This is a genomic window from Roseivivax isoporae LMG 25204, from assembly GCF_000521865.1.
In the GTDB taxonomy this organism is placed as follows: domain Bacteria; phylum Pseudomonadota; class Alphaproteobacteria; order Rhodobacterales; family Rhodobacteraceae; genus Roseivivax; species Roseivivax isoporae.
This window is the reverse complement of record NZ_JAME01000012.1, coordinates 27,283-45,454: the sequence shown is the minus strand read 5'-3', so window position 1 is coordinate 45,454 and position 18,172 is coordinate 27,283. Positions and strand designations below refer to the sequence as shown.

The window sequence follows — 18,172 nt, the reverse complement described above, 5'->3', positions numbered from 1 at the left end:
GGTGCGGCTTTCCATCGCTCCGATGTTGAAGCGCCGCGCGCGACGGGTTAACTGACCTGCAGGCGGGGCGGCAGCCTGCCGCGCCCGCGCCCCCGACGACGGAGCGCCCGCGATGAGCCTCAACCACGTCCGCCCCTGGCGAAACATCTATCGCCGGAAATCGCGCCGGATCATGGTCGGATCGGTCCCGGTCGGAGGCGATGCGCCCATCTCGGTGCAGACCATGACCAACACCGACACGACGGATGTCGCCGCGACCGTGGCGCAGGTCACCCGCGCGGCCGAGGCCGGCGCGGACATCGTGCGCGTGTCGGTCCCCGACGAGGCGTCGTCCCGCGCGCTGAAGGAGATCGTGCGCGAGAGCCCGGTCCCCATCGTCGCCGACATCCACTTCCACTACCGCCGCGCGATCGAGTCCGCCGAGGCGGGCGCGGCCTGCCTGCGCATCAATCCCGGCAATATCGGCGAGGCGTCCCGCGTGCGCGAGGTGATCGCGGCGGCGCGCGACCACGGCTGTTCCATGCGGATCGGCGTGAACGCCGGCTCGCTCGAGCGGCACCTTCTCGAGAAGTACGGCGAGCCGTGCCCCGAGGCGATGGTCGAGAGCGGCATGGACCACATCCGCATCCTGCAGGACAACGATTTCCACGAGTTCAAGATCAGCGTGAAGGCGTCGGACGTCTTCCTTGCCGCCGCGGCCTACCAGGGCATCGCCGACGCCACCGACGCGCCGATCCATCTCGGGATCACCGAGGCGGGCGGCCTGACCTCGGGCACGATCAAGTCGGCGATCGGGCTCGGCAACCTGCTGTGGATGGGCATCGGCGACACGATCCGCGTCTCGCTGTCGGCGGACCCGGTCGAGGAGGTCAAGGTCGGCTACGAGATCCTGAAGTCGCTGGGCCTGCGGCATCGCGGCGTCAACATCATCTCGTGCCCGTCCTGCGCGCGGCAGGGCTTCGACGTGATCAAGACGGTCGAGATCCTCGAGGAGCGCCTCGAGCACATCAAGACGCCCATGTCGCTGTCGATCATCGGCTGCGTGGTGAACGGGCCGGGCGAGGCACTGATGACCGACGTGGGCTTCACCGGCGGCGGCGCCGGGCGCGGCATGGTCTACCTCGCGGGCAAGAAGTCGCATGCCATGTCGAACGAGGCGATGATCGATCACATCGTCGAGCAGGTGGAGAAGCGCGCGGCCGAGCTCGAGGCCGAGGAGGCCGCGGGCCCGCAGGCGGCGGAATAGGCGGCGGGGGCTGGCCTCAGCCCGCCGTCACCGACACAGACTGGTTGCGCAGGGTCGCCATGCCGTAGGTCGTCAGGAACGCCACGTCTGTCGCGTCGCGGCCGACGCAGACCTTCGCCATGTCGCCGGGCTGCGACATGCCCGAGGGGTCGATCATGTGCCAGCGTCCGGCCAGCCAGACCTCGACCACCGCGTGGAAGTCCTGCGGCACGACGTTGAGCCCGTAGACGCTGACATAGCGGGCGGGCACCGTGCCCGCCCGCGCCAGCGTCACCAGCATGTGAGCGAAGTCGCGGCAGACGCCCTGGCGCGTCACGAAGGTCTCGAGCGCCGAGGTCTCGGCGTCCGAGGCGCCCGGGACGTAGGAGAAGTGGCCCAGCACGAAGTCCCGCATGGCGGCGACCATGGCGCCGCCGCTCAGCCCGCCGAATTCCGAGCCGACGAAGTTCAGGAACTTGTCCGACGGGCAATAGCGCGAGGGAAAGAGGTACTTCACCGCGTCCGAGGGCAGGTCGGCGGGCGCGTCCTGCGCAAGCGAGCCCAGGTCCGCCACCGGCCGGTTCACCGCCACCTCGGCGCTGTAGGTCAGCTGGAGCCCGCCGTCGGGACGCAGCCAGAGCCGTTCGCCCACGCCGTCCTCGGCGGCGGTGGTCCAGGTCTCGGCGCCGCCGGTGTCGAGCTCCGCGCGCAGGATCTCCTGGTCGGGCAGGGTGGCCGCGCGGATCTGCGCAAGGCAATCCGTGATGCCGGGAAGGGCGTAGTCGAGCGCGACCTCGATCCTGAGTGTCATGGGGCCTCCGGGGGCGATGTGTACGATGGACAGCGCGCGGAGGGGCCTGCCGGTTCCGGCCCCGCGTGCACGCCGCGTCTATTCCGTCAGGTAGCTTTCGAGCACCATGGCCGGCATGTGCCCGCGGATCATCCGGTCGGGCATCACGTAGGACGGCAGGACGTCGAGCGTCAAGCGGTCCATCATGGCGCGGTCGGCCGCGTCGGCGCCCACGTCGATGACCCCCGCCCGCACGCCGAGGCGCAGGGCGACCTCGGCAAGCTCGGCCTCGGCCGCGTCGCATTCGGCGCAGTCCGGCCCCCGCAGGAGCACGATGGCGGGCGTCGTGCCCTCGGGGCCGTGGCCGCGGAGGCCGGGATCGAAGAGGCGCGCCGCCTCGGCCTCGATCCGGGCGAGGTCGCTCGCGATCTCGTCGGCATAGAGCGCGCCCGCGATGTCCGCGGCGACGCGGGGCGCGGGGCCGAGCGCGGGCGCCACGAGGTCGGGTTCGGCATGGAAGAGCTCGCGCAGCTCCTCGCCGAGGGCGGCCCGCGCAGCGGGCCCCTCGAGGAGGTCGGCCGCCGCCGGCAGCGCCGGCAGCGCCAGGGCCAGCGCGAGCGCCGGCCGGGTCGTCCGTCGGATCATCCGTTCTCGCGGGCGTCGGCGACGATGTCGCGCATCTGGTCGAGCGTCACGTAGCCGCGCACCAGCTCGTCGCCCATGACGAAGGTCGGCGTGCCGTTGATCTGCAGCTTCTGCGCCAGCTCGCGCGTCTGCCGCAGCCGGTCGGTGACCGCGTCGCTGTCCATCTCGGCGACGATCGCCTGCCCGTCGAGCCCGAGCGTGTCGGCGATGCTGAGGAACGCCGCCTCGGTCGGTTCGGCCGTGAACTCCATGAGCGCGTCGTGCACCGACTTGTAGGCCTCGTCGCCCGCGACGATCTGCGTCGCCGTGGCGAAGCGCGAGGAGGCCAGCGAGGCCTCGCCGAGGATCGGGAATTCCTTGAGGATGAAGCGGATGTTGCCGTCGTTCGACACCAGTTCCTCGACCTCGGCCTTGGCGCGGCGGCAATAGCCGCAGCGGTAGTCCATGAACTCGACCACGGTCACGTCGCCGTCGGGGTTGCCGCCGACCCAGGAAAAGCCGTCCTCGATGAGCGCGTCCATGTTCCGGGACACGAGCTGCTGGTCGGCCTCGGCCTGCTCCGTCGCCTGCCGCGCCTCGAGCGCGTTCACCGCCTCGAGGATCACCTCGGGGTTCTCCATCAGGTAGGTGCGGACCTCTGCGCGGAACGCCTCGCGCTCGGCATCCGTCATGTCGGTGATGTCGAAGGCAAGCGCGGGCGCGGCGAGCGCGAGGCTCAGCGCGGAGGCGGCGAGGGTGGTCTTCATGAGGCTCTCCCGGGAAAACGGTTCAGGTGCTGTCTAGCGTCTTGCGGCGCGGGCCGCGAGCGCGATCTCGGGGACGCGGCGTGCACGCGGCGGGCAGCGCCGCGCGGGGCCGGGCCGACATTGACCTTCGGTCCCGGGCGCCGCAGGTTCGCCGCGAACGATAGAGAGGCCGCCATGCGAAACTCAACCCGGGGGAATGTCGATCCCTTCATTGTGATGGACGTGATGGAAGCCGCCCGCGCGGCCGAGGAGGCGGGTCGCCACATCGTGCACATGGAGGTGGGCCAGCCCGGCACGCCGGCGCCCGCCGCGGCGCGCGACGCGCTGACGTCCGCGCTCCGGGAGGACGCGCTCGGCTACACCGTGGCGCTCGGCCTGCCGGCGCTCCGCCGGCGCATCGCGCGGCTCTACGGCGAGTGGTACGGGGTCGACCTCGACCCCGCGCGGGTGGTGGTCACGCCGGGCTCGTCGGGCGCGTTCATCCTCGCCTTCACGGCGCTCTTCGACGCAGGCCAGCGCGTGGTGCTGGGCCGGCCGGGATACCCGTCCTACCGCCAGATCCTGCGCGCGCTCGACCTCGAGCCGGTCGAGGTGGCGGCATCGCCCGAGAACCGCCTGCAGCTCGTTCCCGGAGACCTCGAGGGGTTCGACTACCACGGGCTGATGGTGGCGTCGCCCGCCAATCCCACCGGCACGATGCTGGGGCGCGCGGCGCTCGGGGCGCTGATCGACGCGGCGCAGGGGGCGGGCGCGGCGTTCCTGTCGGACGAGATCTACCACGGGCTGCACTACGAGGCGCGGGCGGTCTCGGCACTGGAGCTGTCGGACGATGTCTGCGTCATCAACTCGTTCTCGAAATATTTCAGCATGACCGGCTGGCGCGTCGGCTGGATGGTGGTGCCCGAGGCGCAGCTGCGGCAGGTGGAGCGGCTGGCGCAGAACCTGTTCATCTGCGCGCCGCATGCCGCGCAGGTGGCGGCCCTCGCCGCGCTCGACTCGGGCGAGGAGCTCGAGGCGAACCGCGCGGTCTATGCCGAGAACCGGCGACTGATGCTCGAGGGCCTGCCCAGGGCGGGCTTCGACCGCATCGCGCCGCCCGACGGGGCCTTCTACGTCTATGCGGACGTGTCGCACCTGACGCAGGATTCGCGCGCCTTCGCGGCCGAGATCCTCGAGCGCGCGGGCGTCGCGGTCACCCCCGGCCTCGATTTCGACCCGGAGCGGGGCGCGGGCACGCTGCGGTTCTCCTACGCGCGGGCGACGGCGGACATCGTCGAGGGGCTCGCGCGGCTCGAGGCGTTCATGAAGGCGCGCTGAGCGCGCGGGCGGATTGTCGCGCAGGACCGGCGGCGCGATCCTGAAAGCGCCGCCGGTTTCTGCTATGCTGCGCGTCATAACAATAACAAGAGACCGTGCAGGCGGGACGATGGGCAGCATGTTCAGGATGGTGGCGCTGGTGACGGCGCTCACGGCCGCGATGGCGGCGGCGGCACCGAAATCCGGATCGAGGAATCCCGTGACGACGGCACGCGAGGCCCCAGCGGAGGAAACCGCGACCGGGACCGCGCGGCTGGTCAATCCGTCGCGGGACGCCGACGGCGCCGAGGGGTGAATCCCCCGCGCCGGAGGGCTAGGGTGCATTCGAACGGCCGGGCCGCGTGCACCGGCCGCGGCGCGGGGCGCAGGCAGGACGTATGACGCGGATCAGGACCTTGGGAACGGCGCTCTGCGCCGCGTGGCTGGGGCTTGCGGGGCTTCTTCCCCTGCAGGCGGCGGCGCAGGATCTGGGCGGCTATGCCCGGCTCGATGCCGCCGAGAGCCGGGTGCGCGACCTGCGGGGCGGCGGGGCGGAACTGACGCTGACGTTCGACCAGGGGGTGCCTTGGCGCGTCTTCACGCTCGATGCGCCGCCGCGGCTCGTCATCGACTTCCGCGAGGTGGACTGGGCGGGGGCAGATCCGGCTGCGCTCCTTTCGGGCGAGCGGGTGACCGGGCTGCGTTTCGGCACGTTCCGGCCGGGCTGGTCGCGGCTCGTGGCGGACCTGTCGGGACCGCTTGCGGTCGCCGAGGCGGGCCTGTCGGTCGGGGACGCGGGAGCCGAGCTGCGCGTCGCGCTGCGGCCCGAGAGCGCCGAGGCCTTCGCCGCGCGCTCCGGCGCGCCCCGGGACGCGCGCTGGGACCTGCCGGCCCCGTCGCAGACCGCCGCGCCGCCGCCCGTGGCGGACGGGATCCTGCGCGTGATGCTCGACCCGGGCCATGGCGGCGTCGATCCGGGTGCGGAGGAGGACGGCGCGCGGGAGGCCGATCTCATGCTGACCTTCGCGCGCGAATTGCAGGAGCTGCTGCTGCGCGACGGCGGTTTCGAGGTGGCGATGACGCGCGAGGCCGACGTCTTCGTGTCGCTCGAGGCGCGCGTCGCGGCGGCGCACCGCGCGGGGGCGGAGGTCTTCGTGTCGCTGCACGCGGACGCGATCGAGGAGGGGCTGGCGCGCGGCGCCACGGTTTACGTGCTGGCGGAGGAGGCCTCGGACGCGGCGTCGGCTGCGCTTGCCGAACGGCACGACCGCGCCGACATCCTCGCGGGGCTCGACCTCTCGGGGTCGGACGACCGGGTGGCTGACGTGCTGATGGATCTCGCGCGGCTCGACAACGCGCCGCGCAGCCGCGCCTTGGCGGAGGACCTCGTGGCGGGTATCCTGTCCGCGACCGGGCGGGTCCACAAGCGGCCGCTCCGGCAGGCCGGGTTCTCGGTGCTCAAGGCCGCCGACATCCCCTCGGTTCTGATCGAGCTCGGCTTCCTGTCGACCGAGGCCGACCTCGCCAACCTGCGCAACCCGGCCTGGCGGGCGGAGATGGCCGCGGGCATCCGCGACGGCCTTGCCGCATGGGCCGCAGAGGACGCCGCTCTCGCGGGATTGCGGCGGCACTAGCGCGCCGGCGCGCGAGGCGCCGGAAGACGTGTTTTGACTGCGCCGCGCGAAGAGGCTATCGCGCGGCCCATCCTACCTGGAGGCGCGCCCCATGCTGCGATTCATCATGTCCTTCTTCGGCGGCATCTTCAGCCTCGTCACGCTGGGTGTCGGCATGGTCGCGCTGTCCATCGGTGCGATCTTCTGGATGTACGGGCGCGACCTTCCGAGCCACGAGAGCCTCGCGCAGTACACGCCGCCGACGATCAGCCGGATCTATTCCGTCGAGGGGCGCATCATCGACGAGTTCGCGCAGGAGCGTCGGCTCTTCACGCCGGCGAACGAGATCCCCGACATGGTGAAGCAGGCCTTCATCTCGGCCGAGGACAAGAACTTCTACGAGCACCAGGGCTATGATCCGCGCGGCATCGCTGCCGCCGCCGTCGACGCGGTGCGCTCGCGCGGGCAGGACATCCGCGGCGCCTCGACCATCACGCAGCAGGTGATGAAGAACTTCCTGCTGTCGGGCGACCGGCGCGCCGAGCGCAAGATCAAGGAGATCATCCTCGCCACCCGGCTCGAGGAGACGCTGTCGAAGGACAAGATCCTCGAGCTCTACCTCAACGAGATCTTCCTCGGGCAGAACTCCTACGGCGTGACCGCCGCCGCGCAGACCTATTTCAACAAGTCGCTGTCGGAACTGGCCCCCGAGGAGGCGGCGTTCCTCGCCTCGCTGCCCAAGGCGCCGTCGGACTATCACCCGGTCCGCAACCACGATCGCGTGATGGCGCGGCGCAACTTCGTGCTGAAGGAGATGTTCGAGAACGGCTACCTGACCGAGGACGAGATGACGCGCGCGCTGAACGCGCCGCTGCGCACCGTGCAGAGCGGGGACTTCGAGCCGTTCCAGGCGAGCCTGCCGCCGCGCGACTACTTCACCGACGAGATCCGCCGCCAGCTGTCCGAGGATTTCGGCGAGGGCGAGTTCTTCTCGGGCGGCTTCTCGGTCCGCGCGACGCTCGATCCCGAGATGCAGGTCGAGGCGGCCGAGGCGCTGCGCCGCGCGCTCGAGAGCTACGACCGGAGCCGCGGCATCTGGCGCGGCACCGGCGAGCGCATCGACGCGGATCAGCTCGGCAGCGAGGCCGAATGGCGCGCGGCGCTGCGGGACGTGAGGGTCGCGCGCGACATCGACCTCGAACATCCCTGGCACCCTGCGGTCGTGCTGGAAGTGGGCGCGAACGACGCCCGCATCGGCATCGAGGGCGTCGACGAGGACGAGGACGGGCACTGGATCCCGGCGGCCGACGTGCAGTGGGCGCGCAAGTGGAACCGCGAGGAGGAGCGGCTCGAGGGCCGCGCCTCGGTCGCGGGCGACCTGCTGGAGGTCGGCGACGTGGTCTTCGTGCGCGAGATGACGTCGGATTCGGACGGCAGCTTCATCCGCTGGACGCTGCGGCAGGTGCCGGTGGTCGAGGGCGCGTTCATGGCCATGGACGTGAACACCGGCCGCGTCATCGCCATGCAGGGCGGCTTCTCCTACCAGCACTCGGTCTTCAACCGAGCCACGCAGGCCCAGCGGCAGCCGGGGTCGTCGTTCAAGCCGTTCGTCTACGCCTCGGCGCTCGATTCCGGCTACTCGCCGGCGACGATCGTCGTGGACGCGCCGATCGAGATCAACACGCCGCAGGGCGTGTGGCGGCCCAAGAACGCCTCGAACCAGTATTACGGCCCGACGCCGCTCCGGACCGGGATCGAGCAGTCGCGGAACCTGATGACGATCCGCCTCGCGCAGGAGATCGGCATGTCCACGGTTGCGCGCTACGCCGAGCGGTTCGGCGTCTACGACAACATGGGGCTGGAGCTGGCCAACGCGCTCGGCGCCGACGAGACCACGCTCTACAAGATGGTGGCGGCCTACGCGATGTTCGCCAACGGTGGCGAACGGGTGGAGCCGACGCTGGTCGACCGCATCCAGGACCGCTACGGCAACACCGTCTACCGCCACGACCGGCGCGACTGCGTGAACTGCGCCGACCCGAACGTGGCGCCGGGGTCGAGCCCGCGCATCGTGTCGGACCGCGAGCGCATCATGGACCCGGTGACCGCCTACCAGCTGACCTCGATGATGCGCGGCGTGGTCGAGCGCGGCACCGCCTCCGGCGCGATCGACCTGCCGGTTCCCACCGCGGGCAAGACCGGCACGACCAACGACGCCAAGGACGTTTGGTTCGTGGGCTTCACCTCGAACGTGGTGGCGGGCTGCTACATCGGCTACGACCAGCCGCGGACGCTCGGGGAAAGCGCTTTCGGGTCAACGCTGTGTGGCCCGGTCTTCCAGTCCTTCATGCAGAAGGCCGTGGCCAAGTACGGCGGCGGCGAGTTCCGCGTCCCGGAAGAGTGCCAGTTCATCAACATCGACCGGTTCTCGGGCGCCCGCCTCGGCGAGGGCGCGAGCGGCTCGAACGTGGTCTCGGAATGTTTCCGCAGCGGCGAGGAGCCGATCTTCGGCATCCAGATGGACGGCGGCTGGGCCATGGGCTCGGGCTTCGACATCATCCAGCCGGACGGGCGCGCGCGGGAGGTCACGACCTCGACCGGCCGCAAGGCGGTGGTGGGGCCGAAGGCGAGCTTCGGCACACTGAGCTCGGGCGGTCTCTACTGATCGGCCGCGGGGCGGAGGCGGCTGTGCCTCAGCCCCAGAGCTTCGGCTCGGCGAATTCGAGCGAGTTGCCGGCGGGATCGCGGACATAGATCGACCGCGCCCCGTTCGGCCACCGGAAATCGGCCTCGATCCCGATGCCAGATGCCTCGAGATGCACGCGCCAGGCGTCGAGCGCGGCGCCGTCCGCGGCGAGACAGGCATGGCCCGGGCCGCGCGCGCCGTGAGGCGGCACGGGCAGGTCGGGGTTCGTCGTGGGCGTCTCGGTCGCGGCCGGGTCGAACACGAGGATCACGCCGGTGCCGCAGCGGAAGAAGACGTGCCGTCCCGTCACCCGCACGATGACCTCGAGCCCGAGGATGCCGGAATAGAACGCTTCCGCCGCGTCGAGGTCGTCGGCATAGAGCGCGGCCTCGAGGACGTGGGTCGGGGGAGGGGGTGTCGTGGTCATCCGCCGAGCCTACCAGCGCGCGCAGCATGCGTCACGGGGCGCGTCATGCCCATGTTGCAAACGCCCGATATTGCCTTGGTAGACACCGCATATTGCGGGGCTTGATCAAAGGGTTCCGCGATATATAGTGAGATGAGGCTGGGGCGGGGTGTCCCGTCCTGATGCTTCGGAGGACGGGCAGGCAGGCCGGGAGACGAGTCGCTCATGGACGGGGATTTCAGGACCGCCTTCGTGCGGGAGCCGGGGGCCTTGAGGCAGAACCCGGCACTGGTGCTCAACGCGGATTACCGGCCGCTGTCGTATTATCCGCTCTCACTCTGGCCCTGGCAGGAAGCGGTGAAGGCGGCCTTCCTCGACAGGGTCGACATCATCGCCGAATACGACGAGGTGGTCCGAAGCCCCTCGATGACGCTCCGGATACCGAGCGTGGTGGTGCTCAAGGATTTCGTCAAACCCCAGAAGCGCGTGGCCTTCACGCGCTTCAATCTTTTTCTGAGGGACGAATTCCGCTGCCAGTACTGCGGATCGAAAGCCGACCTGACCTTCGACCACGTGGTGCCGCGCTCTGCGGGCGGGATCACGAGCTGGGAGAACGTCGTCGCCGCCTGCGCGCCGTGCAACCTGCGCAAGGGCTCCAAGTCGCTCAAGCGGTCCGGCCTCAGCCTGCGCAAGCCGCCGCGCCAGCCGGGCGCCGAGGAGCTGCGCAACATGGGGCGCAAGTTCCCTCCGAACCACCTGCACGACAGCTGGATCGACTTCCTCTACTGGGACGCCGAGCTCGAGGCCTGAGGCGCACCGATCCCGCCCATGGAAACGCGAAAGGCCGCCGGGACCGGCGGCCTTGGCGTTCGTGGCGTCCGGATCGCCGGGAGGTCAGCTGTCCGACGACGCGGCGGCGGGACGCTGCTGCGGCTGGGCCTGCGGCTGCGACTGGTGGCTGCCGGGCTGCGGAGCCGGCTGGCCACCCTTGCCGCGCGCGGAGAGCGGATCGTCCTGGCGCTGCACGGAGCCTTCGAAATGAGCGCCGCTCTCGATGGCGATGGTCTTGTGGATGATGTCGCCCTCGACACGCGCGGTGGCGGTCAGGCGGACCTTCAGGCCGCGCACGCGGCCCACGATGCGGCCGTTCACCACGACGTCGTCGGCAATGACCTCGCCCTTGATGGTCGCGCTCTCGCCGACGGTCAGCAGGTGCGCGCGGATGTCGCCCTCGACCGTCCCCTCGACCTGGATGTCGCCGGTGGTCTTGACGTTTCCGGTGATGTGCAGATCGCTCGACAGCACCGACGCGGGGGGCTTCGCCTTCGGGGCGGACGGCTTGAAGTCGGATGACTGACGCGGCGCGGTTTCCGGAGCTGCCGGTTTCGACTCCTCCGCCTTGGGCGCCGGGTCGTTGATCTTGCTCTTAGAAAACATCGTTTGCAGCCTTGATGTAGGTCATGGGATTGACGGCTTTCCCGCCGACACGGACCTCGTAATGGAGGTGTGTGCCGGTCGAACGTCCGGTGTTTCCCATAGCAGCAATCTGCTGGCCGCGCGAGACCCTTTGGCCGACTTCCACGAGGAGTTTGGAGTTGTGGGCGTATCGGGTTTCGATCCCGAAATCGTGCTGGATCTTCACGAGGCGCCCGTAGCCCGACATCCAGCCCGAGTGGGTGACGACGCCGTCGGCGGTCGCGTAGATCGCGGTGCCGTGCGGCGCGGCGAAATCGGTGCCCGCGTGCAGGCGGCCCCAGCGGTAGCCGAACCCGGAGGTGAAGCGGAACGGATCCTTCAGCGGCGAGGCGAAGGGGGCCTTCTGCGCGGCGATCCGGTAGAGGTTCAGCCGGTCCATCTGGTTCAGGATGCCGTTGGCGCGGCTCGCATCGGCGCCGAGATCCTCGCCGCGCGTCGAGAAGGATAACGGCGTGAGCGGGCCGCCCTGGCCGGAATAGCCGCGGCGCACCTGGTCGAGGATCCGGTCGGGATCCATGCCGGCTGCCTCGAACATCTTGTCGAGCGGCTTGACCGAGACGGTCATCGCCTCCTCGAGCTGGCGGAAGATCAGGTCGTTCTTCTCTTCCATCAGGCGGATCTCGGTCGCCATCTCGTCGGCGCGCATCAGCGCGTCCTGGGCGTCGGCCACCACCTGGTCGCGCTCCTCGGCGGTCTTGGCGAGGGCCGCGGTCAGGAAATCGACGGTGCCGTCGTCGCCCTCGGCGCTGAGCGTGGCGCCTCCGTCCTCGAGGTCCTTGCGCAGCGTGGCGTACTGGTTTCGGAACGTCTCGCGTTCCTTCATCGTGTTGCCGAGTGTCGCCTGCACCACGTCGAGGCCGGTCTCGAGCTCGCGCCGGCGCGCCTCGGTCTCGAGGAGCTGGGACTGCATGACCGATACCTGCGCGAGCGCCGAGTTGAAGCGCTCCTGCGCGGCGCGGGCCTCGGCGGCACGGGCGTCGCGTTCCTGGGCCAGCGCGTTCAGCCGCTGCTGGTAGGTGACCTGGTCGCGTTGTGCCTGTTCGCGGTAGGATCCCGCGCCGATTGAATCCATGAGCAGGATCGCGGTGGCGACGATGGTCCATCCGACCACCACCGTGGCGCCGCCCGCGGCGAGCGCCTGCGTGCCGGACCGGAGCCGTATGAACCTGGTATCACTGTCGGATCTGAGGAAGAGTCTGCGTTCGGGGAATACGCGCTCGAGCAGCGCATGTGTCTTGATCGCGAACCGCGTTCTCACCTGTCCGTCCCTCTTCCCGACCCAATTCCGGCGCTCGCGTTCCCCCGGCGGCACCTTGGGGCAAGGCATTAGCCAGACATCGGCTCGGTCGCAACGATTTCGGGCGGATGCGGGGAAAAGCGGCGCGGAATCGCGCGCAACCGGCGAAAATCCGCCGATCTTGCGCGCGGCTCTGCAACCTTAGCGAGAGTCGACCAGGGGCCAGTAGAAGTCCGGCGGCAGTCCCGCCTCTGCACGCTTCTCCTCGTTGAAGGGCGGCTTCAATGCCCCGTGGAAGTATTTGCGGACGAGGGTGTGGAAGTGTGGCGTCGGGTCCACATCGTGGCGGCCACAGAGGAAATGGTACCATTTCGACCCGTAGGCGACGTGGCCCACCTCCTCGGCATAGATGGTTTCGAGCGCCGCGACGGCACTGTCGGCGCCGGCCTTGCGGAAGATGTCGATCATCCCGGGCGTGACGTCGAGCCCGCGTGCCTCGAGCACCATGGGAACGACCGCCAGCCGGCCGAAGAGGTCGTCGGCGGTGTCCTCGGCAGCGCGCCACATGCCGGCATGGGCGGGCAGCGCGCCGTAATGGCTGCCCAGTTCCTCGAGACATTCGCACATCAGGCCGAAATGCTTCGATTCCTCGTCGGCCGCCCGGACCCAGTCGTCGTAGAACCCTGCGGGCAGGGGCACGTGCGCGAACCGCGCGACGATGTCCCAGTGCAGATCGACGGCGTTGAGCTCGATATGCGCGACCGCGTGCAGGAGCGCGATGCGTCCCTGTGGCGATCCCGGGCGGCGGCGCGGGACCTCGCGGGGGTCGAGAAGCTTGGGGCGGTCGGGCCGCGACGGCCGGAGCGGCGGGGTCGCCTCGCCAAGCGGCAGGGCGTCGCCGGCCGCGCGCGACGCGGCCCACTCGGCCGCAAAGGCGCGCGACTTCGCCGTCTTCTCGCGGCCGTCGGCGGTGGTCAGCACCTCGACGGCCATCTCGGTAAGGGTGAGGGTCATGGCGGGGCCTCCGTGGGGAACCTGTCCTGTCCCTCCTGCCAGAGGCCGCCGCCGCGGGCCAGTGCGGCCGGTGCGGGGGGCTCAGAGCGCTTTGGCGGCCTCGAGCACCTCCTCGGCATGGCCGGGGACCTTCACCTTGGGCCAGACCCGCGCGATGCGGCCCTCGCCGTCGATCAGGACGGTGGCGCGTTCGATCCCCATGAACTTCTTGCCGTACATGGATTTCTCCTTCCACACGCCGTAGCGCTCGCAGACGTCTGAATTCTCGTCGGACAGGAGCGGCACGGTGAGCGACTTCTTTGCCATGAACTTCTCGTGGCTCTCGAGGCTGTCCTTCGAGATGCCGTAGACCTTCACGCCCGCGGCCTCGAATTCCCCGAGCAGCGACGAGAACGCCTCGTTCTCCTTGGTGCAGCCCGAGGTGTCGTCGCGCGGGTAGAAGAACAGCACGACCTTCGAGGGTTTCAGGTCGGACAGCGTGACATCTGCGCCGCCGGTCGAAGGTAGCGTGAAATCGGGGGCGGTATCGGCAATATCCAGCATGTGAGGGGCTCCCTGGTGTGGTCGGAGCGCCGGTCGCCCGTGGCCTTCGCCGCGCCGGCGCTCCATAATGCGGGGACACAGGATAATGCAGCGGGGCCGCGCATCCAGTGAAACCGGAAGAGAGACAGGACGGGGCGCCGCGGCGGCGGCGCTGGCCGGTGCGCATCGCGCTGGCGGTGGCCGCGCTCGCCGTGGCGCTGGCCGCGGGGGGCTGGGCGCTGGTCGGCACGCCGGTCGAGGCGCCGGGCTGGCTGCGCGAGCGGGTGGCGGAACGCCTGTCCGACCTCGTGCCGGGCGCGACGCTCGACTTCGACCGGATCGAGGTGGTGGTGTCGCGCGAGGGGCTGCTGCGGGCGCGGCTCGGCGGCACCGCCCTGCGCGCGCCCGACGGCACGCCCATCGCGGCCCTGTCCCAGCTCGAGGTGGCGACCGAGGCGCTGCCGCTCCTGCGCGGCGAGATCGTTCTGCGCGAGGCGCGCGCCTCGGGAGCCTTCATGACCTTCGAGCGGAGCGCCGAGGGCCGCTTCGGCATCGGGCTCGGCATCCTCGGCGGCGGGCAGACGCCGCCCGCGCTGCCCGAGGTGCTGGCGCGGATCGACGCGGTGCTGGCCGATCCGCGGCTGTCGGGCCTCGACCGGATCGCCGCCGAAGGCCTGACCGTGCGGTACCGCGACCTCCTCGCGGGGCGCGAATGGCTTGCCGATGGCGGCCAGCTCGCGATCGTGCGGCGCGACGGCGCGCTTCGCCTCGACGGGTCGGTGTCGGTGCTGGGCGGCGGGGCCACGGCCGCCACGCTGACCGTCGACGCAGAGAGCCGGATCGGGTCGACGGCGCTCAGTTTCGGCGTGGCGCTCGACGGGCTCGACGCGCGCGACCTGGCCTCGCAGAGCCCGGCGCTGGTGTGGCTCGACGCGCTGCGCGCGCCCATCGCCGGGTCGCTGCGCGGCTGGACCGACGAGGTGGGCGCGCTCGGCGGGCTCGACGCGACGCTGCGCATCGGCAGGGGCGTGCTGCAGCCCACGGACGGCGCGCAGCCGGTGCGGTTCAGCGGCGCGGAGACCTATTTCTCCTACGATCCCGCGGCGGGCGCGCTCACCTTCGACCGGATCGCGGTCGAAAGCACCGTGGGCCGTGCCGAGGCGAGCGGCCGGGTGACGCTGGAGGGGATCGCCGCGGGGCTGCCCGAGGCGCTGGTGGGACAGTTCGCGCTGTCGGGGATCGAGGCGAACCCGGGCGAGCTGTTCCCCGAACCCCTGTCGCTCGACGCGGCCGAGCTCGAGTTCCGGCTGCGGCTCGACCCGTTCCGGGTCGAGATCGGGCGCGTGCGCGTCGAGGATCCTGAGGTGGAGCTGCGCGGGTCGGGCGCGGTGGCGGCCACGGGCGAGGGCTGGGACGTGCGGCTCGACGCGACCGCCGAACGCGCCACCCCGGCGGTCGTTGCCGCCCACTGGCCGCCGGCGCTGGCGCCCGGCACGCGCGACTGGTTCGTGTCGAACGTGCTTGGCGGACGGGTGGAGGACGCGGTCTTCTCGCTCCGCCGGGAACCCGGGACACGGCCGCAGCTCTATCTCGACTTCCGCTTCCACGAGGCGGCGGTGCGCTTTGCCGACACGCTGCCACCGGCCGAGGGGGCGGCCGGGCAGTTCACGCTCTACGACGACCGGCTGGCGGTCAGCGTGGCCCGGGGCACGCTGACTCCGCCCGAAGGGGGCGCCATCGACATCGCGGGAACGGAATTCGTCATTCCCGACACCCGCCAGAAGCCGGCGACGGGCGAGCTGCGCCTTGCCGCCAAGGGCCGCGCGACGGCGGCGCTGTCACTGCTCGACATGGAGCCGCTGTCGCTCCTGCAGAAGGCGGGCCGCCCGGTGGACATCGCCGAGGCCGACGTGTCGGTCGCGGGTACGCTGGTGCGCCCGCTCGGGCCCGGCGTCACGCTCGAGGACATGGAGCTCGCGCTCGAGGGCACGCTGCGGGACGTGTCGAGCGACGCGCTGGTGCCCGGCCGCATGCTCGAGGCCGCGGCGCTGGACCTGTCGGTTACCAACGAGCGTGTGCGGGTCGGCGGGCGGGCGACGCTGTCGGGCGTGCCCTTCGAGGGCAGCTGGACCCAGCCGCTCGGTGCCGGCAGCAGCGCGGGCAGCCGCGTCGAGGGCGAGGTGATGCTGTCCCAGGCGGCCGCGGACACGTTCGGGATCGCGCTGCCCGACGGCCTCCTGTCGGGATCGGGGCCCGGAACGCTCGACCTCACGCTGCCGCCCGACGGCGCGCCGCGGTTCCGGCTCACCTCGCGGCTGGCCGGTCTCGGGCTCTCGGTGCCGCAGATCGGCTGGCGGCTCGGGCAGGGGACGCAGGGCGCGCTGACCGTCGCGGGGCGGCTCGGCGCCACGCCCGCGGTCGACGTGCTGCAGATCGATGCAGGCGGCTTGCGCGCCTCGGGCGACGTGCGGCTGCGGGCGGGCGGCGGGCTCGACCGCGTGGCGTTCGACCGCGTGCGCGTTGGCGACTGGCTCGACGCGCCGGTGACGCTCGTCGGACGCGGCGGCGCGGCGCCCGAGGTGCAGGTGGACGGCGGCACGCTCGACCTGCGGGGCATGTCCGCGGGCGGCGGCGGCGGCAGCGGCGGCGCGGGGGGCGGCACGCCGATCTCGGTGCGGCTCGACCGGCTGACGATCTCGGAGGGCATCTCGCTCCGCGGCTTCTCGGGCCGGTTCGTGGCGCGGGCGGGCGGGCTCGACGGCACCTTCTCCGCGACGATGCAGGGGACGAGCGCCTCGGTGCAGGGACAGCTCCTGCCGCAGAACGGCGGCACGGCGGTCCGGCTCGCCTCGGACGACGCGGGAAACGTGCTCGAATCGACGGGCATCCTGCGCACCGTCGCGGGCGGGCGGATGGTGCTGAACCTCGACCCGGTCCCGGGCGCGCAGGGCACCTACGAGGGACGCGCGACGATCACCGACGCGCGGCTCCGGGATGCGCCGGCGATCGGCGCGCTGCTTGACGCGATCAGCATCGTGGGGATCATCGACCAGCTCGAGGGGCCGGGCATCTATTTCCAGACGGTCGACGCGGAGTTCCGCCTGACGCCCCGGCAGGTGGTGCTGCGCCGCTCGGCCGCCACGGGGCCGTCCATGGGCATCTCGATGGACGGCTATGTCGACCTCGCGGCCGGCACGCTCGACCTCCAGGGGGTGCTGTCGCCCATCTACGTGCTGAACTCGATCGGATCGTTCCTGACCCGGCGGGGCGAGGGGCTTCTCGGCTTCAACTTCTCGATCCGCGGACCGGGCAGCCAGCCGCAGGTTGCGGTCAACCCGCTTTCGGTGTTCACACCCGGCATGTTCCGCGAGATCTTCCGCCGTCCGCCCCCCGGGGCGGAGTGAGCGGACCCGCGGCCCAGATTCCGGGGACTCGAGAGACATGCGACTGGACGATTTCGACTTCGATCTGCCGGAAGAGCTGATCGCGACGCGGCCCGCGCGGCCGCGGTCGTCGGCGCGGCTGCTGGTGGCCGCGGGCGACGCGATCCACGACGGTACGGTGACGGACCTCGTCGACTGGCTGCGCCCGGGCGACCGGCTGGTTCTGAACGACACCCGCGTGATCCCCGCGCGGCTCTCCGGCACGCGGACGCGGCCGGGGGCGGCGGGCGAGGGCACCGCGCGGATCGAGGTGACGCTGCTCGAACCCGGAACCGACGGGACGTGGCGGGCGCTGGTGAAACCGCTCAAGAAGCTGCGCGAGGGCGAGGAGGTGCGCTTTGCCGCGGGTCTCTCGGCGGTGCTCGAGGCGCGCGACGAGGGGCAGGCGGTCCTGCGCTTCAACCTCGCGGGCGCCGCCTTCGACGCGGCGCTGGCCGAGGCGGGCGCGATGCCGCTGCCGCCCTACATCGCGCAGCGCCGGGCGGCGGACGCGCAGGACCGCGAGGACTACCAGACGGTCTGGGCCGCGCGCCCCGGCGCCGTCGCCGCGCCCACCGCGTCGCTGCATTTCGACGCGCCGCTGCTCGCCCGGCTGAAGGCGCGGGGCGTGACGTTCACGCATGTCACGCTGCACGTGGGGGCGGGCACCTTCCTGCCGGTCAAGGTCGAGGACGTGACGCGCCACAGGATGCATGCCGAATGGGGCGAGGTGTCCGAGGCGGCCGCGGCCGAGATCGCCGCCACGCGCGCGGCGGGCGGGCGGATCGTGCCGGTGGGCACCACGGCGCTGCGGCTCCTCGAAACCGCCGCACGCGACACGGGCGCGGTCGTGCCGTGGCAGGGCGAGACCGACATCTTCATCTATCCGGGCTTCACCTTCCGGGCGGCGGATGCGCTGATGACGAACTTCCACCTGCCGAAATCGACGCTGATGATGCTGGTCTCGGCCTTCCTCGGCCCCGAGCGGATCCGCCGCGTCTATGCCCACGCGGTTGCCGAGCGGTACCGCTTCTTCTCCTACGGGGACGCCTCGCTCCTCCTGCCGTGAAAACGGGGCGGAAAGGGCATGGACG

General features: G+C 71.2%; 16 protein-coding genes. 8 read left to right on the top strand and 8 right to left on the bottom strand.

What is annotated here, in order from left to right; all coding sequences use genetic code 11:
• The first annotated feature begins 112 nt into the window (after positions 1-112).
• A complete protein-coding gene (ispG, locus tag RISW2_RS09500) occupies positions 113-1,246 on the top strand; it encodes a flavodoxin-dependent (E)-4-hydroxy-3-methylbut-2-enyl-diphosphate synthase (RefSeq protein WP_043769643.1) in 1,134 nt (377 codons plus the stop codon).
• A 16-nt stretch (positions 1,247-1,262) separates the two neighbouring features.
• Here ispG and RISW2_RS09495 read toward each other — a convergent pair whose 3' ends face one another.
• From RISW2_RS09495 to RISW2_RS09485, 3 genes are all read right to left on the bottom strand, one after another.
• A complete protein-coding gene (locus RISW2_RS09495; RefSeq protein WP_043769641.1) occupies positions 1,263-2,036 on the bottom strand; it encodes a transglutaminase-like domain-containing protein in 774 nt (257 codons plus the stop codon).
• 78 nt (positions 2,037-2,114) lie between these two features.
• Positions 2,115-2,660: a hypothetical protein gene (locus tag RISW2_RS09490; protein WP_043769639.1), complete on the bottom strand. Its 546-nt coding sequence runs from the start codon at positions 2,658-2,660 to the stop codon at positions 2,115-2,117.
• Positions 2,657-3,406 carry a DsbA family protein gene (locus RISW2_RS09485; RefSeq protein WP_043769637.1) on the bottom strand — a complete coding sequence of 250 codons (750 nt, stop codon included), beginning with the start codon at positions 3,404-3,406 and terminating at the stop codon, positions 2,657-2,659. Before RISW2_RS09485 ends, RISW2_RS09490 begins: the two co-directional genes overlap by 4 nt.
• Before the next feature lie 174 nt (positions 3,407-3,580).
• Here RISW2_RS09485 and RISW2_RS09480 point away from each other — a divergent pair, with 174 nt between their 5' ends.
• The 4 genes from RISW2_RS09480 (at position 3,581) to RISW2_RS09465 (ending at position 8,980) form a co-directional block, all read left to right on the top strand.
• Positions 3,581-4,723: a pyridoxal phosphate-dependent aminotransferase gene (locus RISW2_RS09480; RefSeq protein ID WP_043769635.1), complete on the top strand. Its 1,143-nt coding sequence runs from the start codon at positions 3,581-3,583 to the stop codon at positions 4,721-4,723.
• 118 nt (positions 4,724-4,841) lie between these two features.
• Positions 4,842-5,018 (top strand): hypothetical protein, encoded by a 177-nt coding sequence (locus tag RISW2_RS09475; RefSeq protein ID WP_156943812.1) that lies wholly within the window; start codon positions 4,842-4,844, stop codon positions 5,016-5,018.
• An 82-nt stretch (positions 5,019-5,100) separates the two neighbouring features.
• Positions 5,101-6,336, top strand: a complete 1,236-nt coding sequence (locus RISW2_RS09470; RefSeq protein WP_043769630.1) for an N-acetylmuramoyl-L-alanine amidase — start codon at positions 5,101-5,103, stop codon at positions 6,334-6,336.
• A gap of 91 nt (positions 6,337-6,427) precedes the next feature.
• Complete coding sequence (locus RISW2_RS09465; RefSeq protein WP_043769626.1) at positions 6,428-8,980, top strand: penicillin-binding protein 1A; 2,553 nt, start codon at positions 6,428-6,430, stop codon at positions 8,978-8,980.
• A 28-nt stretch (positions 8,981-9,008) separates the two neighbouring features.
• Here RISW2_RS09465 and RISW2_RS09460 read toward each other — a convergent pair whose 3' ends face one another.
• Positions 9,009-9,428: a VOC family protein gene (locus RISW2_RS09460; protein WP_043769624.1), complete on the bottom strand. Its 420-nt coding sequence runs from the start codon at positions 9,426-9,428 to the stop codon at positions 9,009-9,011.
• A 204-nt stretch (positions 9,429-9,632) separates the two neighbouring features.
• On the opposite strand from RISW2_RS09460, the gene RISW2_RS09455 reads away from it, so the two are divergent.
• A complete protein-coding gene (locus tag RISW2_RS09455; RefSeq protein WP_043769621.1) occupies positions 9,633-10,217 on the top strand; it encodes an HNH endonuclease in 585 nt (194 codons plus the stop codon).
• Between the two features lie 84 nt (positions 10,218-10,301).
• Here RISW2_RS09455 and RISW2_RS09450 read toward each other — a convergent pair whose 3' ends face one another.
• The 4 genes from RISW2_RS09450 to RISW2_RS09435 form a co-directional block, all read right to left on the bottom strand.
• Positions 10,302-10,844: a bactofilin family protein gene (locus RISW2_RS09450; protein WP_043769618.1), complete on the bottom strand. Its 543-nt coding sequence runs from the start codon at positions 10,842-10,844 to the stop codon at positions 10,302-10,304.
• Positions 10,834-12,141 (bottom strand): M23 family metallopeptidase, encoded by a 1,308-nt coding sequence (locus RISW2_RS09445; protein ID WP_051491901.1) that lies wholly within the window; start codon positions 12,139-12,141, stop codon positions 10,834-10,836. The genes RISW2_RS09450 and RISW2_RS09445 overlap by 11 nt, the downstream gene beginning before the upstream one ends.
• A gap of 180 nt (positions 12,142-12,321) precedes the next feature.
• Positions 12,322-13,134, bottom strand: a complete 813-nt coding sequence (locus RISW2_RS09440) for a ferritin-like domain-containing protein (protein WP_084615316.1) — start codon at positions 13,132-13,134, stop codon at positions 12,322-12,324.
• 81 nt (positions 13,135-13,215) lie between these two features.
• Complete coding sequence (locus tag RISW2_RS09435) at positions 13,216-13,677, bottom strand: peroxiredoxin (RefSeq protein WP_043769614.1); 462 nt, start codon at positions 13,675-13,677, stop codon at positions 13,216-13,218.
• Between the two features lie 107 nt (positions 13,678-13,784).
• Here RISW2_RS09435 and RISW2_RS09430 point away from each other — a divergent pair, with 107 nt between their 5' ends.
• The gene (locus RISW2_RS09430; protein ID WP_043769611.1) at positions 13,785-17,060 is read left to right on the top strand and encodes a YhdP family protein; all 3,276 of its coding nucleotides are present in this window, start codon (positions 13,785-13,787) and stop codon (positions 17,058-17,060) included.
• Between the two features lie 37 nt (positions 17,061-17,097).
• Positions 17,098-18,147 carry a tRNA preQ1(34) S-adenosylmethionine ribosyltransferase-isomerase QueA gene (queA, locus tag RISW2_RS09425; RefSeq protein ID WP_043769608.1) on the top strand — a complete coding sequence of 350 codons (1,050 nt, stop codon included), beginning with the start codon at positions 17,098-17,100 and terminating at the stop codon, positions 18,145-18,147.
• Positions 18,148-18,172: the final 25 nt, after the last annotated feature.

Excerpts from the sequence above, each read along its gene's own strand:
- ispG (WP_043769643.1), top strand. The coding sequence starts at position 113 with ATGAGCCTCAACCACGTCCGCCCCTGGCGAAACATCTATCGCCGGAAA.
- RISW2_RS09495 (WP_043769641.1), bottom strand. The coding sequence starts at position 2,036 with ATGACACTCAGGATCGAGGTCGCGCTCGACTACGCCCTTCCCGGCATC.
- RISW2_RS09490 (WP_043769639.1), bottom strand. The coding sequence starts at position 2,660 with ATGATCCGACGGACGACCCGGCCGGCGCTCGCGCTGGCCCTGGCGCTG.
- RISW2_RS09485 (WP_043769637.1), bottom strand. The coding sequence starts at position 3,406 with ATGAAGACCACCCTCGCCGCCTCCGCGCTGAGCCTCGCGCTCGCCGCG.
- RISW2_RS09480 (WP_043769635.1), top strand. The coding sequence starts at position 3,581 with ATGCGAAACTCAACCCGGGGGAATGTCGATCCCTTCATTGTGATGGAC.
- RISW2_RS09475 (WP_156943812.1), top strand. The coding sequence starts at position 4,842 with ATGTTCAGGATGGTGGCGCTGGTGACGGCGCTCACGGCCGCGATGGCG.
- RISW2_RS09470 (WP_043769630.1), top strand. The coding sequence starts at position 5,101 with ATGACGCGGATCAGGACCTTGGGAACGGCGCTCTGCGCCGCGTGGCTG.
- RISW2_RS09465 (WP_043769626.1), top strand. The coding sequence starts at position 6,428 with ATGCTGCGATTCATCATGTCCTTCTTCGGCGGCATCTTCAGCCTCGTC.
- RISW2_RS09460 (WP_043769624.1), bottom strand. The coding sequence starts at position 9,428 with ATGACCACGACACCCCCTCCCCCGACCCACGTCCTCGAGGCCGCGCTC.
- RISW2_RS09455 (WP_043769621.1), top strand. The coding sequence starts at position 9,633 with ATGGACGGGGATTTCAGGACCGCCTTCGTGCGGGAGCCGGGGGCCTTG.
- RISW2_RS09450 (WP_043769618.1), bottom strand. The coding sequence starts at position 10,844 with ATGTTTTCTAAGAGCAAGATCAACGACCCGGCGCCCAAGGCGGAGGAG.
- RISW2_RS09440 (WP_084615316.1), bottom strand. The coding sequence starts at position 13,134 with ATGACCCTCACCCTTACCGAGATGGCCGTCGAGGTGCTGACCACCGCC.
- RISW2_RS09435 (WP_043769614.1), bottom strand. The coding sequence starts at position 13,677 with ATGCTGGATATTGCCGATACCGCCCCCGATTTCACGCTACCTTCGACC.
- queA (WP_043769608.1), top strand. The coding sequence starts at position 17,098 with ATGCGACTGGACGATTTCGACTTCGATCTGCCGGAAGAGCTGATCGCG.